This is a genomic window from Roseovarius salincola, from assembly GCF_026891095.1.
Classification (GTDB): Bacteria; Pseudomonadota; Alphaproteobacteria; order Rhodobacterales; family Rhodobacteraceae; genus Roseovarius; species Roseovarius salincola.
On the sequence record NZ_JAPTNL010000007.1, the window covers coordinates 48,558 to 63,612 of the forward strand.

At 65.4% G+C, this 15,055-nt stretch carries 15 protein-coding genes; 11 read left to right on the plus strand and 4 right to left on the minus strand.

Going from position 1 to position 15,055, the window contains the following annotated elements; translation table 11 throughout:
* Position 1: 1 nt before the first annotated feature.
* Positions 2–694 carry a molybdate ABC transporter permease subunit gene (modB, locus tag N5A93_RS09650; RefSeq protein WP_268954878.1) on the plus strand — a complete coding sequence of 231 codons (693 nt, stop codon included), beginning with the start codon at positions 2–4 and terminating at the stop codon, positions 692–694.
* On the plus strand, positions 691–1,773 hold the full coding sequence (modC, locus tag N5A93_RS09655) for a molybdenum ABC transporter ATP-binding protein (protein WP_268954879.1): 1,083 nt from the start codon (positions 691–693) through the stop codon (positions 1,771–1,773). Before modB ends, modC begins: the two co-directional genes overlap by 4 nt.
* A 15-nt stretch (positions 1,774–1,788) precedes the next feature.
* On the opposite strand, the gene ubiV is transcribed toward modC, so the two are convergent.
* From ubiV to ubiT, 3 genes are read right to left on the minus strand one after another with little or no spacing between them, the layout of a single operon-like run.
* Positions 1,789–2,700 carry a ubiquinone anaerobic biosynthesis protein UbiV gene (gene ubiV / locus N5A93_RS09660; RefSeq protein ID WP_268954880.1) on the minus strand — a complete coding sequence of 304 codons (912 nt, stop codon included), beginning with the start codon at positions 2,698–2,700 and terminating at the stop codon, positions 1,789–1,791.
* Between the two features lie 4 nt (positions 2,701–2,704).
* A complete protein-coding gene (gene ubiU, locus N5A93_RS09665; protein WP_268954881.1) occupies positions 2,705–3,724 on the minus strand; it encodes a ubiquinone anaerobic biosynthesis protein UbiU in 1,020 nt (339 codons plus the stop codon).
* On the minus strand, positions 3,721–4,227 hold the full coding sequence (ubiT, locus tag N5A93_RS09670; protein ID WP_268954882.1) for a ubiquinone anaerobic biosynthesis accessory factor UbiT: 507 nt from the start codon (positions 4,225–4,227) through the stop codon (positions 3,721–3,723). The genes ubiU and ubiT overlap by 4 nt, the downstream gene beginning before the upstream one ends.
* Before the next feature lie 242 nt (positions 4,228–4,469).
* On the opposite strand from ubiT, the gene N5A93_RS09675 reads away from it, so the two are divergent.
* From N5A93_RS09675 to N5A93_RS09715, 9 genes are all read left to right on the plus strand, one after another.
* Positions 4,470–4,889: an Rrf2 family transcriptional regulator gene (locus tag N5A93_RS09675; protein WP_268954883.1), complete on the plus strand. Its 420-nt coding sequence runs from the start codon at positions 4,470–4,472 to the stop codon at positions 4,887–4,889.
* 423 nt (positions 4,890–5,312) lie between these two features.
* Positions 5,313–5,537, plus strand: coding sequence for a hypothetical protein (locus N5A93_RS09680; protein WP_268954884.1), 225 nt, complete (start codon positions 5,313–5,315; stop codon positions 5,535–5,537).
* A gap of 55 nt (positions 5,538–5,592) precedes the next feature.
* A complete protein-coding gene (locus N5A93_RS09685; RefSeq protein WP_268954885.1) occupies positions 5,593–6,192 on the plus strand; it encodes a c-type cytochrome in 600 nt (199 codons plus the stop codon).
* A gap of 2 nt (positions 6,193–6,194) precedes the next feature.
* Positions 6,195–7,100 (plus strand): cytochrome c, encoded by a 906-nt coding sequence (locus tag N5A93_RS09690; protein WP_268954886.1) that lies wholly within the window; start codon positions 6,195–6,197, stop codon positions 7,098–7,100.
* A gap of 39 nt (positions 7,101–7,139) precedes the next feature.
* Positions 7,140–7,586: a c-type cytochrome gene (locus N5A93_RS09695; RefSeq protein ID WP_372920671.1), complete on the plus strand. Its 447-nt coding sequence runs from the start codon at positions 7,140–7,142 to the stop codon at positions 7,584–7,586.
* Positions 7,587–7,731: 145 nt separating this feature from the next.
* Positions 7,732–8,091, plus strand: coding sequence for a hypothetical protein (locus N5A93_RS09700; protein WP_268954888.1), 360 nt, complete (start codon positions 7,732–7,734; stop codon positions 8,089–8,091).
* Positions 8,092–8,181: 90 nt separating this feature from the next.
* Complete coding sequence (locus tag N5A93_RS09705; protein WP_268954889.1) at positions 8,182–10,368, plus strand: efflux RND transporter periplasmic adaptor subunit; 2,187 nt, start codon at positions 8,182–8,184, stop codon at positions 10,366–10,368.
* The gene (locus N5A93_RS09710) at positions 10,365–13,544 is read left to right on the plus strand and encodes an efflux RND transporter permease subunit (protein WP_268954890.1); all 3,180 of its coding nucleotides are present in this window, start codon (positions 10,365–10,367) and stop codon (positions 13,542–13,544) included. The genes N5A93_RS09705 and N5A93_RS09710 overlap by 4 nt, the downstream gene beginning before the upstream one ends.
* 32 nt (positions 13,545–13,576) lie before the next feature.
* Positions 13,577–13,906, plus strand: a complete 330-nt coding sequence (locus N5A93_RS09715) for a copper-binding protein (protein WP_268954891.1) — start codon at positions 13,577–13,579, stop codon at positions 13,904–13,906.
* A gap of 145 nt (positions 13,907–14,051) precedes the next feature.
* Here the strand turns inward: N5A93_RS09715 and N5A93_RS09720 are convergent, their stop codons facing one another.
* Positions 14,052–14,942, minus strand: coding sequence for a LysR family transcriptional regulator (locus tag N5A93_RS09720; protein ID WP_268954892.1), 891 nt, complete (start codon positions 14,940–14,942; stop codon positions 14,052–14,054).
* Between the last annotated feature and the right edge of the window lie 113 nt (positions 14,943–15,055).

A 15,055-nucleotide genomic window follows, 5' to 3' on the forward strand; every position in this document is an offset into this window, starting at 1 on the left:
CATGGGATGGCTTGAACCGCAGGAATGGGAGGCCGTGGCGCTGTCGCTGAGGGTCTCGTTCTGGGCGACGCTGGTGGCGTTGCCCCTTGGCGTGTTCATCGCCCATGCGCTGGCACGCTGGCATTTTCCGGGCAAGCAGCTGTTGAACGGGCTGGTGCATCTGCCGCTGATCCTGCCGCCGGTGGTGACGGGCTACCTGCTGCTGCTGACCTTTGGCACCAAGGGGCCGGTCGGCAGCCTGTTGCAGGATTTCGGAATCGTGCTGGCGTTTCGCTGGACCGGCGCGGCATTGGCGGCGGCGGTCATGGGCTTTCCCCTGATGGTGCGCGCGATCCGCCTTTCGATCGAGGCGGTCGATCCCAAGCTGGAGCAGGCGGCGTCGGTCTTAGGGGCGTCAAGAACATGGGTTTTCCTGACCGTGACGCTGCCATTGATCCTGCCGGGGATCATTGCGGGCAGCATCCTCGGTTTCGCCAAGGCGATGGGCGAGTTCGGCGCGACGATCACCTTCGTTTCCAACATCCCCGGCGAGACCCGCACGGTGCCGACGGCGATCTATGCCTTTTTGCAGGTGCCTGGGGGCGAATCCTCGGCGATGCGGCTGGTGGTGGTCTCGGTCGTGGTGGCGATGGGGGCGCTGATCATGTCGGAATGGCTGGCGCGGCGGGCGGCGAAAAGGGTTTCGGGAACATGACGCTTGCGGTGCGCATCAGGCATTCATTCGGAGATTTCACGCTGGATGTGGATTTCGAGGCACCGCCGGGATTGACGGTGCTGTTCGGGCGTTCGGGGTCGGGCAAGACGACGGTCATCAACGCGGTGGCGGGTCTGCTGAGACCCGATGAGGGGCGTATCGCGGTGGATGGGCAGACGCTGCTGGACAGCAAGGGCTGCGTGGACCTGCCGCCCCATCGCCGGGGTCTGGGTTATGTGTTTCAGGAGGCGCGGCTGTTTCCGCATATGAGCGTGCGCCAGAACCTCAGGTTCAGCCGCTGGTTCCGCAAGGGCAGGCGCGCCGATTTCGGGCAGGTGGTCGAGATGCTGGGGATCGGCGATCTGCTGGATCGCCGCCCCGGTGCGCTTTCGGGGGGCGAGCGCCAGCGCGTCGCCATCGGGCGCGCCCTGCTGGGCGATCCGGGGATCCTGCTGGCCGATGAGCCGCTGGCCGCGCTGGACGAGGCGCGCAAGGCCGAGATCCTGCCCTATTTCGAGCGCCTGCGCGACGAGGCGGCGGTGCCGATCCTTTATGTCAGCCATTCCGCGGCCGAGGTGGCGCGGCTGGCGACCACCGTGGTCGCGCTGGAGAATGGCCGCATCGCCGGGCAAGGCCCTGCCGCCGAGGTCCTGGGCGACCCGATGCTGACGCCGCTTGGGGCGCGGGCCGTGGGCGCGGTGTTGTCGGCGCGGGTGGTGGCGCATCACGATGACGGGCTGAGCGAGCTCGATGCCGGCGGCGTGCCGCTTTTCGTACCGCGCCTTGCGCAAGCGACAGGGCAAACCCTACGCCTGCGTATTGCCGCGCAGGAGGTTGTCTTGTCGCGCGCGCGGCCCGAGGGGCTGTCGGCGCTCAACATCGTGCCGGGCACCATCGAGCGTATTCGCCCCGGCGACGGGCCGGGGGCAATCGTGTCGCTGGCCACGCCAGCCGGGCGCATCCTGTCGCGCATCACGCAGCGCTCGGCCAGGGCGCTTGGACTGGCCGAGGGGATGCCCTGCCACGCGATCATCAAGAGCGTCGCGATCGCACCGCAGGATGTCGGCGGGCGGGACTAGAACCGCGTCAGGGATTCAGACCGCATTGGCGCGGCGGCTGATATGGCGATAGCCCGCCTCGCCGTGCCAGAACCCGTTGCTGAAAGACGTGCTCGCGCAGATCGCCGAAAGCCGCGCGCGCCCCTCTTCGGGGTCGGTACGGGCGCACAGCACGTCATCAAACACATGCGCCACGGCGACCATGTCCACATCCTGCGGCATGAGGCGGGCATGGGTGACGCCAAGCGCGGCCATCGCGGGCAGTTCCTCCGACAGCTCGATATAGCTTTCCGACTGGGTCTGGATACCGTTCACGCGCAAGATCGGCTGACCGTCGCCGGTGGTCAGGGGCATGCCGTCGGGGTCGTCCTCGCAGATGAACCTGCAATTGTCCTTGGTGCGGCCATGCGCGCGCGCATGATAGCAGCGCGCCGAAACCGCCAGCGGTGCGCGGCCGAACACCTGCACCTCGACCCCGACGCCCAGCGCGGCGGCGGCCTGCGCGGCGGCGGCGACCGCGTTGCGGGGCATTTCGCCGGGCAGGCAGACATGAGTCGCCCCCTGCCCCGCCAACCAGTCTATCGTGGCCTCGTTATAGGCATTGAGGAACGGCCCCACCCGATGCGCCCGCCCGCCCCGCGCCAGAAGACCGGCGGCGTTGTTGATCTCGACCTCGGGGTCGTCGATCTCCATCAGCCCGGCGGTGGCCTGACGCTCGCGCTTGAGCATGACCTCGGCCAGCGACGAGAGCACCACCCGCTTGCCCGCGCGCGTGAGGCGCTCGATCATCCGGGGGATCTCGCGCTCGAAGAAGGGCGCGCGTTTGGAGCAGATCACCTCGCCCAGACAGACCGTGGAAACGGGCGCCTCGTCGGCGATGCGCGCGTAGAAATCGGCCCGGCGTTCCGGCGTCCAGTGATAGGCCAGCGGCCCCAGCGTCAGTTCCATCGCTCTATCTCCATTTCTTGGTCTGGAAGGCGCCCTGAGTTTCCTTTTGCCCCTCGGTGAGGGCCACCAGGTCGGCAAGGTCGGGCGTGGCACCGGCGCGGATCGCATCGACCGCCGCACGGAACGCGCCGACGACCTTGCGCACATAGCTCTTGGAGCGCTGGCGCCCCTCGATCTTGAAGGCATGGACGCCCGCGCCCATCAGATCGGGCAAGAGCCGCGCGAGGTTGAGGCTCACCGGCTCTTCAAAGGCATAATAGCCTTCGGGGCGGTGCGGCGCGGCGTAGCGCCCCTTGCAGATGGTGGGATAACCGGCGGTCTCGTCGGGGGCAAAACGGTCGATGGTGAAACCGCCAAGACAGGAGCGCAGCCCGCCATCGGCATCCTCTTCGTAGGTGACCTTGCCGGCGGGCGAACAGACCCCGTCCATATTGGTCGACTCGCCGGTCAGCCAATTGGTCAGCGAACAGCGCCCTTCGACCATCAGCCCGTGATTGCCGAAGATGAAGGTTTCGATCTCGCAGGGGGTTTCCTGCTTGATGGCGTGGATTTCCGGGATCGTCAGGATGCGCGGCAGCACCACCCGCCTGACGCCGAAATGCTGACAGTAATAGCGGATCGCCTCGGGGCTGGAGGCCGCCGCCTGCACCGAGAGATGCAGCCGCAGGCCAGGGTATTCGGTAGCGATATGGCGGGCGACGCCCATGTCGGCGACGATGCAGGCATCCACCTTGAGCCGCGCCGCATTGGCCGCCGCCGCGCGCCAGAGATCGAACTTGCCCGCCGGCGGATAGGTATTGAGCGCCAACAGCACCCTGGCGCCGCGCGCATGAGCATAGGCGACCGACGCCTCGAGCTCGGGCAGCGTGAAGTTCAGCCCTGGAAAGTTGCGCGCGTTGGTGGCGTCCTGAAAGCCGCAATAGACCGTATCGGCCCCGGCATCGACCGCCGTGCGCAGCGCCGCTGGCGTGCCTGCCGGGCAGACCAGCTCGCCCGCCTGCGAGAAATCGGCTGCGGCGTTCATGGCGCGGCCCTCCGGCGCAGCGCATCGAGCACCAAGCGCCCCGGCGGGCCGAAGAGATCGGCCGTATCCTGAGCGATCGAGCCCTCCACATCGTCAAGCGCGTTGCGCAGGCTGACCACCGCCTCGGTATTGCCCGAGATCACGAGATCGCGCGAAAAGAACGCCGCGTCGCCATCGGTCTCGCCATCCACAAGGTTGAGAAGCAGCATGAACGGCGCTTCGATCCGGGCGTCATGCGCCGGGAGCGGATCACGGGGGACGGCGCGAAACAGCGGCGCCTGCGGATCAGGGCGAAGATGCAGCGCGAAAGGGAGTTCAGTGGCGACGATCAGGAAATCGGCCTGCTGATAGGGCGCGATGCGCGCGAACATGCCGGGATGGCGCGCCGCGACGCGCCGCACCACGCGCGCAAGAACGGGCTGCAAAAGCGCGCGCAGCGGCGCACTGGGAAGCATGGCGGGAAGCGCCGCACGCGGGGTGCGATGCGCCGAGGTATCGGTCATGTCGGGGTCTCCGGTCTGTCTGCGATCTGGTTGCAGGACCGGGGAACGGCCCCCACGCGACCGGCGCGGCACTGGCGTGTCGCGGCGGCGTGCATCGGGGCGCTTTCCGGCATGGATCGGTCCTTTCGTCAGCGCGCCGGGGCGCGCCGGAACGGCGGGATCTTCAGCCCCCGCCTATGCGAATCGGTCTAGTGCTGTTAATAAGTATTGTAAATATGGATTGAAGATGGATAGCAGCGACCATGCGTCTCACCTCGTTCACCGATTTCGGCCTGCGGATGCTGATGCGGATGGCCAGCGCGCCCGAACAGGCGTTCTCGACCGCCGATCTGGCCAGGGAATTCGGGCTGTCGCGCCACCACCTTTCGAAGATCATGCAGCAAATGGCGCGCGCCGGGCTGGTCGAAACCCGCCGGGGCGGTGGGGGCGGCGCGATTCTGGCAAAGCCCGCGCAGGAGATCCGGCTGGGGGATATCGTACGCAATCTGGAGATCGGGCAGCCGCTGGTGGAATGTATGGGGGCAGATGGCGGCGCCTGCACCATCGACGGGAGCTGTCGGCTCAAGGGACATCTGCGCGCCGCCGAAGCGGCCTTTCTGGAGGAACTGAACCGCCACACGCTGGCCGATATCGCCCTGCCCCGCGAGATGGCGACGCCATAGCCGCGGCGCCCCCCGGCGCGGGGTTTGCCGACATCGCGACCGCCACCATGTGAGATCTGGAAACGCGATCTCGGATGCATTCACCAGCACCCCTTTGCGGCGGTTCCGGCGCTGGCTGGCGAATGACCGATCTTGGACTTGGCCGGCGAGTGCCATGTCAGAACCAGGCCAGGCTTCGATTTCAGGCGAATGTGCCCCAAAACCCGGTCTTTCGGATCCAGCTTCAGCGGTTATCGGGCCGCAAGCAGCGGGCAGTCGCTATCGGACCCCGGATCGTGTTGACAACCCGGCCCGTCACAACTCATCCTTGCCGCCATGATAATCGCAGCGTTCAGGACGGCGCTTTTGGCCGCATGCTTGACGGTTGCCTGTGTCGTGGTTCTCGCGGCAACGGCCCCGCCTGCGTCGGCTCATGCGGGCGGGATGCATGACACCGGGCTGTCCGCCGAGACGAACGGCGATCATGGAGAGGCCCAGAACGCCGACACCTGCTGTCACATGACCGGGACCTGTGTCGTGCAGTTACTGCCCGCCAGCCCGACCGTGACATCGCTCGACGCTGCGCCCACCGCGCTGGCGCACAGGTTCGCGGCGGAATGGCATGCCTCTGTCTCGTCGGCGACGGACCCACCCCCACCACGCCCATGACCGATTCGAACCTGCCCCCCGGGGCAAATTCTGTCGGATCATGGGAGATCGGAAAATGATACTGAGACAACTGGTACTTGGCGGGGCCGCCATCGCAGGGCTTGGCGCCGCGGCATTCGCGCATTCAGGCGCCACCGGCGTGGTCAAGGAACGCATGGATGCGATGAAACAGATGGGTGAAGCCATCAAGCGGATCAAGCCGATGATGTCGGGCGAGGTCGCGTATGACCCGGCGGCGGTGCGCGAGGCGGCGCGGGCCATTGCCGCCGAATCCGGCGATGCGATGACAAGAAAATTCCCGGAGGGCACGACCGACCACCCCTCGGAGACCCTGCCGCGGACCTGGGAAGAATGGGATCGGTTCGCCTCGCTGGCTGCCCGGCTTGAGACGGCGGCAGAGGGGCTTGCGCTGGCGGCGGGAAACGGCCTGCATGGCGCGGACCATATGACGGGCGGTCAGTCGGATATGATGGGCGGGTCCATGATGGGCGGACAATCCGGCATGATGGGTGGCGGCATGATGATGGGCGATGGCACCTTTCCAGAAAGAATGAGTGCCGAGCATATCGGCGAGATGCCCGCCGACGGGGCCTTCATGATGGTCACGCAGACCTGTTCGGCCTGTCATGACCGGTATCGACTGGACGACGACTGATCATGCGCCGCATTTTCAGTGTCGTTTTCGGCCTCGCCGCGCTGGCGGGGCTGGGCGGTGCATCGCTGGTGGTCTGGCCCATCGGCGAGGCCCCCGAGTTGAGCGAGCGTGAAGGCGATGCGCAGCGCGGCGCCTACCTGGCCCGCGCCGGAGGCTGCATCGCCTGCCATTCCGATCCCGGCTCCGGCCGCCCCGCCCTGACCGGCGGGGCACCCATCGAAACAGCTTTCGGTCAGTTCGTGCCGCCCAACATCACCCCGCACGAAACGTCGGGGATCGGCGCGTGGACGATCGACGATTTCGCCCGCGCGGTGCGGCAGGGCGTGGCGCCGGACGGCGCGCCCTACTACCCCGCGTTTCCCTACGCTTTCTACAGCCACCTGACGGATCAGGATATCGCCGATATGTGGGCGGCGTTTCGGGGCGTGTCCGCGCAGGCAGCGACGGCACGCGAGAACGACCTCGTCTTTCCCTTCAACCTGCGCTTCGGGCTCAAGCTCTGGCGCGCGGCGTTTCATGAAACCCCGCCGACCGAACCGGTCGCCGAACGATCCGAGACGTGGAACCGGGGCCGGTGGCTGGTGAACGGATTGGCGCATTGCGGCGCCTGCCATACCGACCGGAACCTTGCCGGTGGTCGTAGGCCGGGCCGCTATCTTGCAGGGAGCGATGACCTGCCCGGTGGCGGCAAGGCGCCGTCTGTCCTGAGCGGCGATCTGCACGAGGCCGGCTGGACGGTCTCGTCGCTCGCCTTCGGGCTGAAATCCGGCGTCATGCCAGATGGCGACACGTTCGGCGGCGGCATGGGCGAGATCGTGCGGCACACAACGTCATGGCTGTCACAGGCCGACCGGGAGGCCATGGCCGCCTTTCTCATGGACAAGGACATGACCGGGGACGACGGCTGAGGCCCGCCCCGGCAGATCATAGATTCGCAGACGCGAGAGATGAACAGGACATTGATGATTGCTGCAGTTGCCGCGGCGCTTGCGGGCGGCACCTATTACGCCATGCGAAGCGTTGGTGGGACGTCCACCTCCGGCACCGGGAGCGCGACGGCGCCCGCGCAGGGCGAGGCGATGGTCGAGGTGACGCTTCCCGATGAGCTTTCGGAAAAGGCGCAGATGGGCCAGCAGGCGTTCGACGCTGTCTGCGCGGAGTGTCACGGGAAGAACGCGGCCGGAAAGATGGGCAATGGCCCGCCACTGATTCACAAGATCTACGAACCCTCGCATCACGCCGACATGGCTTTTCAGCTGGCCGTGCAGAACGGGGTGACGGCGCATCACTGGAAATTCGGCGACATGCCGGCGCAAGATGGGCTGACCAAGGGCGACGTGGACGCCATCGTCGCCTATGTCCGGGAGATACAGCAGGTCAACGGGATCAACTGACGCCGCGTGGCGGGTCGGTCGCGGGCTTGCCGGGGCCTGCCCGGCAGGAGCAACGCGGCGCCGATCACGAAAAATTGGGGTCGTTCCGGACATCGGAGCGGCGGTTTGACTGGACAGCCGGGGAGAGCCGGTTATCTTCGCCCCCATGAGACAGCTGCGGTCCGCTCTTGCACGGGGCCTGATGGTCTGGCTTGTGGCGGGGTTCGTCATGGGCTCCTTTGGCATGGGGGTCAGCGGGGCGGCGACTGCAGCCGAGCCCGCCCATATGATGGGTCACGCGGCGCAATCCGGCAGCGACTGTCCGACGATGGACGACACCGGTGCGCCGAGGCACAAGGGCCACGCGGCCTGCGCGATGACCGTCTGCTGTTTCTCCGAAGCGCCGGATTTCGCCGCGCATTTGCCGGACTCAGAGCTTATTCCATCAAACCACGTTCTGTTTGCCGAGATGCGCCTGACCCAGGCGGAACCCGAGCGCGCCGAGAAACCACCGAGACATACCTGATTCCTTGACCGGAACGGTCCGGGCGCCCCGCGTCCGGGCATCCTTGTTGCCGCGGTGCGTCCGCGGAACCCGAAGAGACAGGTATGTGATATGCGTGGACGATATTTCGCGCTGGCGATCCTGGCGCTCGCCGCCGGAACCGCCGGTGGCGTGTGGTACGAGCGCGAGCGGATGGCTCAATCGATGCAGGCGGATGCCGCGGAGCCGGAGGTCCTTTACTGGGTTGCGCCGATGGATCCCAATTTCCGCAAGGATGGCCCGGGCAAATCGCCGATGGGCATGGACCTGGTGCCGGTCTACGAGGGCGAGGAGCCCTCGGGCGACCCCGAGGAGGTGACGCTCTCGGCGGCCGAGGTAAACAGCATTGGCGTGCGCAGCGCCGTGGCGAGGGTCGAGGATATCGCCCATCGCATCGAAACGGTCGGTTTCGTCGAGTATGACGAACACACGACCAGTCACATCCACACCCGCGTCGAAGGCTGGATCGAGCGACTGGAACTGCGCGCCGTGGGCGACGAGGTGTCCAAGGGCGACTTGCTTTTTGAACTCTTCGCCCCGGATCTCACCATCGCCAGTTCAGAACTTTTGCGGGCCACGCAATCGGGTGATGCCGACAACATCGCGATCGCGCGCACGAAGCTGATGAATCTGGGAGTCAGCGCGCGACAGATCGATGAAATGGCTGAGGCGGAATGGCCCGCGCAACGTGTCCGCTTCTACGCGCCGCAAGATGGCGTCGTCTTTGCGCTGAATGCGGCTGACGGGATGTATCTGCGCCCCGAAACGCGGGCGATGTCGCTGGCAGGCACCTCTTCGGTCTGGCTGCTGGTCGACGTGTTCGAACGGGATATGGGTAAATTGTCCTCGGACATGCGCGCCGAGGCGCGTTTCGACCACCTGCCGGCGAAGGTCTTCACCGGGGAGATCGACTATATTTTCCCCGAGCTCGACGCCAAGACGCGCACGCTTCGGGTGCGTCTGCGGTTCGACAATGCCGATGGAGTGCTGCGCCCCAACATGTTCGCCAAGGTCGCCCTGATGCCTGCCGACGGGCGGCAGGCATTGACGGTGCCTTCCGAGGCGGTCATCCGCACCGGCCGGGCCGAGCGGGTGATCCTGCGTCTGGCCGATGGCAGCTTTCGCCCCCGGCTGGTGACGACCGGGCTGCGTGGCGGTTTCGGCACCGGGATGCGCACCGAGATCGTGCAGGGGCTTGCACCGGGGGACGAGGTCGTGGCCTCGGCGCAGTTCCTGATCGACAGCGAGAGCGCGTTGAATGCCGGCATGATGCGCTTTGCCCCGACCCAAGCGGAACCCGTCACCGGCAAGGGCGTGCTGCTGACGCTCGACAACAAGACGCGGCGCGCCCGGATCGCACACGAAGCCATCGAACCTCTCGGCTGGCCCGCAATGGAAACCGAATTCGCCCTGCGCTCGGATATCCACCTCAAGGATCTGGCGGCAGGACAGGAGGTGAAATTCGAGGCGGTGCGCGGGGCGGACGGGCTGATCGCGCTGACCCGGCTGGGCCGGGATGACGGGGTCGATGCCACAGGAACCGGCATGGTGCTTGCCGTCACGCCCGAGGGCAAGCTGACCGTCAGCCACGATCCGATCCCCGCCCTCGGCTGGCCCGCGATGAAGATGGATCTGGACGTGCAGGGGCTTGATCCCTCTGCCGTACCGCTGGAGAGGCCGGTAACCTTCGATCTGGCCGAAGGCGAGGATGGCATGTTCACCATCGTGGCTGTGCGCGCCGCGGAAGCGGACGCGACGGATATGGTCGAAACGGCGCAGGCCGACGACCCCGCAGCGCCGCCGGTCATCGTCGACGGAGTCATCGAGGGCATCAACGCAGAGACCCGCATGGCCACCATCGCCCACGGCCCCATCGCCGAGATCGGCATGCCCGGCATGACGATGGACTTCGCCCTTTCCGACGCGCTCGACGCGACGGACCTGCCTGTCGGCATGGATCTGACCCTGACCTTCGAGCGCCCCGATGGCGTGACGATGGTGCTCGAGGGGGTCGAAGCCAGGCCTCAGCCGATGGAAGTCACGGGCACGATCAACAGCGTCGACGCGGAGGCGGGGCTGGCCAACGTCACCCACGGCCCGATCACAGAGATCGGCATGCCCGGCATGACGATGGACTTTTCCCTGGCCGGTGACATCGATCCCGACACATTGCCCGTCGGACGCGAGACGGTGCTGTTGTTGTTGCAGGGGCCGGACATGTCCATGTCGCTGGTCGGCGCCGTGGAGCCTGGCCAATGATCCCCGTCATCATCCGCTGGTCGGTCGCCAACCGTTTCATCGTGGTCGTGCTTGCGCTCTTTCTGGGCGCAGGCGGCTTCTGGGCCTTGCGCACCACGCCGGTGGACGCGATCCCGGACCTGTCGGACGTTCAGGTCATCATCAAGACCCCTTATGCCGGTCAGGCCCCGCAGGTCGTGGAAGACCAGGTCACGTATCCCATCACCACCGCCATGCTTGCGGTGCCGGGCGCCGTGGATGTGCGCGGTTTCTCCTTCTTCGGGGACAGCTATGTCTACGTGGTTTTCGAGGATGGCACCGATCTCTACTGGGCGCGCTCGCGTGTGCTGGAATATCTGGCGCAGGTCCAGTCGCGCCTGCCGGCAGGCGTCAATCCCGAGCTTGGCCCGGACGCCACCGGCGTGGGGTGGATCTATCAGTATGTGCTGGTCGACCGCACCGGCGGGCATGACCTGTCGCAGCTGCGCGCGCTGCAGGACTGGTTTCTGAAATTCGAGTTGCAGACCGTCGAGGGCGTCTCGGAGGTCGCCACCATTGGCGGTATGGTCAAGCAGTATCAGGTGGTCGTCGATCCCGACAAGCTGCGCGCCTTCGACATCACCTTGGCGTCGCTGCGTGCGGCCATCGGCGCGGCCAACCGCGAAAGCGGGGGCAGCGTGATCGAGATGGCCGAGGCCGAGTACATGGTCCGCGCCACCGGCTATCTGGACAGTATCGAGGACTTGTCCGGGATTCCGCTGATCGTCAACGACCGGGGCGCGGCGGTCACGCTGGGGGACGTAGCCGAGATCCGGCTGGGCCCGCAGATGCGGCGCGGCGTGGGCGAATTCAACGGCGAGGGGGACGCAGTCGGCGCGGTGATCGTCATGCGCTGGGGCGAGAACGCGCTGACCACGATCAAGGCGGTGGAGGAGAAGCTCGACACCCTGCGCGGGTCGTTGCCCGAGGGGGTGGAGATCGTGACCACCTATGACCGCTCGGGCGTGATCGAGCGCGCCATCGACAACCTGCAACAGAAACTCACAGAGGAATTCATCGTCGTGGTGCTTGTTTGCGGTGCGTTCCTGCTGCACCTGCGCTCTTCGCTTGTGATCGTCCTGTTCCTGCCGCTGGGCGTGCTGACTGCCTTTGCGGTGATGCGGCTGCAAGGGGTGAACGCCAACATCATGTCGCTGGGCGGGATTGCCATCGCCATCGGCGCGATGGTGGACGCGGCGGTGGTGATGATCGAGGCGATGCACCGCAAGATGGAGGGTAAAAGGCTGTCGTCCGAAGAGCGATGGCAGGCCGCGCGCGATGCCGCGACAGAGGTCGGCCCGGCGCTCTTTTACTCGCTGGCGATCATCACCGTCAGCTTTCTGCCGGTCTTCGTTCTGGAGGCGCAGGAAGGCCGGATGTTCAAGCCGCTGGCCTTCACCAAGACCTATGCGATGGCCGCCGCCGCGATCCTTTCGATTACGCTGGTGCCCGTGCTGATGGGCTATTTCATCCGCGGTCGCATCTTGGCCGAGCGGCGCAACCCGCTCAACGTGCTGTGCCAGTGGATCTATCGCCCATTCCTTGACGCCGCCGTGGCCTGGCCCTGGGCATCGGTTCTCTTGGCTGCGGCGCTGGTGGCGTCGATGATCCACCCGCTCCAGCGGCTGGGCACCGAGTTCATGCCGGAACTGAACGAGGGCGATTTCCTCTACATGCCCTCGCTCTATCCCGGCGTCTCCATCGGCAAGGCCCGCGAGGTGCTGCAACAGACCAACCGCATGATTGCGCAGGTGCCCGAGGTCGACACCATCCACGGCAAGCTCGGCCGCGCTGACACGGCCACGGACCCCGCGCCATTGACGATGATCGAGACGACAATCCAGCTCAAGGACCGCGAGGACTGGCGCCCCGGCATCACCATGGACGACATCCGCAACGAGCTTGATGCCCGTGTGCAGGTGCCCGGCGTCACAAATGTGTGGATTCAGCCGATCAAGAACCGCATCGACATGTTGGCCACGGGGGTGAAAACGCCGGTGGGCGTGAAGGTGTCGGGGGCAGATCTGAACGTCATCGAGCAGATCGCCATCGCCGTCGAAAAGGCCGTGGCGGATATTCCCGGAACAACCTCGGCCTATGCCGAGCGCCCGGTGGGCGGGCGCTTCATCGAAATCGACATCGATCGCGCCGCCGCCGCCCGCTACATGTTGTCCATCGAGGATGTGCAGCAGGTGGTGCAGACGGCCATCGGCGGCCAGACCATTGCGGAATCCGTGCAAGGACTCGAACGCTACCCGATCAACCTGCGCTATCCGCGGGACTGGCGCGACAGCCCCGACCGCCTTGATGACCTGCCCATCGTCACGCCCTCGGGCGCGCATATTCCGCTGGGCGCGGTGGCCGAGGTCAAGCTGGTCGACGGCCCCGGCATGATCCGCTCGGAAAATGCGCGCCGGACCGGGTTCGTCTTCATCGACATCGCCGGAAGAGACCTCGGCGGCTATGTGAGCGACGCACAGCGCGTGGTCTCCGAAAAGGTCGCGTTGCCACCGGGCTATTCGCTCGCGTGGTCGGGCCAGTACGAATATATCGAGCGGGTACAGGAACGGCTGGGGCTCGTGGCTCCCGCGACCCTGCTGATCATCACGCTGATGCTGTTCCTGGCCTTCAACCGTGTCACCGAGGTGGCGATCATCCTGCTGGCGCTGCCCGTGGCGCTGGCGGGTGGCGTCTGGCTTATTTTCTATCTCGGCTACGCCGTTTCGGTCGCGGTGCTGGTCGGCTTCATCGCGCTGGCGGGCGTTGCCGTGGAGACGGCCATCGTGATGCTTCTCTACCTCAACCTTGCCTGGGACAGGCGCGTTCTGGCAGCCAGGGATCAGGGCCGGCGCATTGATCGCGACGACATCGAGACGGCCGTCTTCGAGGGCGCGCTCCTGCGCCTGCGGCCCAAGCTGATGACCGTGGCCACCATATTCGCAGGGCTCATCCCGATCATGTATGGCGACGCCACCGGCTCGGAGGTGATGCAGCGCATTGCCGCGCCGATGATCGGGGGCATGGCCACGGCGACGATCCTGACGCTTTTCGTCATCCCGGCGATCTTCGTGATCTGGAAACGCTTCACCCTCCGGCGGGTCGACCGTCAGATGTTGCAACCCATCCGGCCTTTCCACTCAACCCAACCCGGCGAATGACCGGTCCCATCAAACGCAAAAGGAGATCCAACATGCGCAATTTCCTGCTTTCCCTCGCCTTCGCCGCAACTGCCCCGGCGCTCGCACTGGCCAGCGACGGGCATTCCGGGCACGACATGTCCTCTCATGAGGGAACGGCCGGTGTTCATGCCGAAGCCACCGTCAACAGCATCGACGGCGACACGGTGAACGTTACCCACGGCCCCATCGCCGAGATCGGCTGGCCGGCGATGACCATGGATCTCGGACTGCTGGACGGGGCCGAGGTCGATGGTGTGGAATCCGGCGACGACGTGATGATGATGCTCGAAAAGGGCGAGGACGGCATGTACGCCATCCGTGCGCTGATGCCGAAAGAGTGACGCAGTCCTTTGATGACAGGGGGCGCGCCCGGTGTGGAATCCGGGCGCGCTCTATATGGCTGCTGCCCCGTCTGACCTGCCAGCCACGCAAACGGCCCGTTGCAGAGATGCACCAACCGCCAAATCCCGCGCGCATGCTTGAGCTTCAGGACGAAAGTGCGGAATCGACATTTTGTTCAAGAAGATACTGGACTAAGGGGTTCGGGAACCGGCGCCGCAGCGTGATCGCGAAAAAGGTTTCCTTGATCCGGGGATGTTCTTTGGCTTCCCTGAGCAGACCGGAGTTCAGTTCGTCTTTCACGACGATCGGTGCAACAAGCGCAAGCCCGACATCTTCTCGTGTCAAAAGACGCATCATGGCCATGTCATCCACTTCGGCGGCCACTTGCGGGCGCACCGACAATCGGCTGGCCATGGCATCGAAAGCTGTACGTACGCTATTGTCCGTCGTGGGCAGAATAAATGGCTGGTCAAGTAGGAGTTCCCTGATCGGGCGGTCCGGGTCGAGACGCTCGGGGGATCCGACAATGCGGACATCCTGCTCCGCAATCTGGTGCGTTTCGTAGGGTGTCAGGCTGTCATCTGGTGGCGGGCGGTTCATTAGCACCAGATCAAAGTTGTGCGTTCCCAATCCTTCAAGCAACTCGGTCGGGCTACCTGATCGCAAGATCAACTCAACATCCATGCGTGACAGAACCGGCTTCAGAAAACCGATCTGAAAGTTGCGGGACAGGGTTGCAAGCGCCCCCACCCGCAGCGCCTTGCGGCTTTGGACTGTGCTCGTCAGTGTGGCGACAAGTTCCTGTCCGGTCGCGAAGATCGCATCCGCGTGGTCCAGCGCAATACGTCCGGCCTCCGTCAGATGAAGCTGCCGCCCGCGCCGGTCGAAAAGCGCATGCCCCAGACGTTCTTCCAGCTGTTTGATCTGAACCGACAGGGCCGACTGTGACAGGTTCAGCCGCTGCGCAGTGCGCGTCAGGTTCCCGTCATGCGCAACGGCCCAAAAATATCGGAGGTGATGATAGTTCAGAGGCATAGTATTCTATTTATTAGAACGATAACTAAACGACAATATATTTTTAATGACAGGCTGATTGTCATAATCGGTTTCCAAAGGCCTTTGGCCGCGATAACCGAGGAACCCCGATC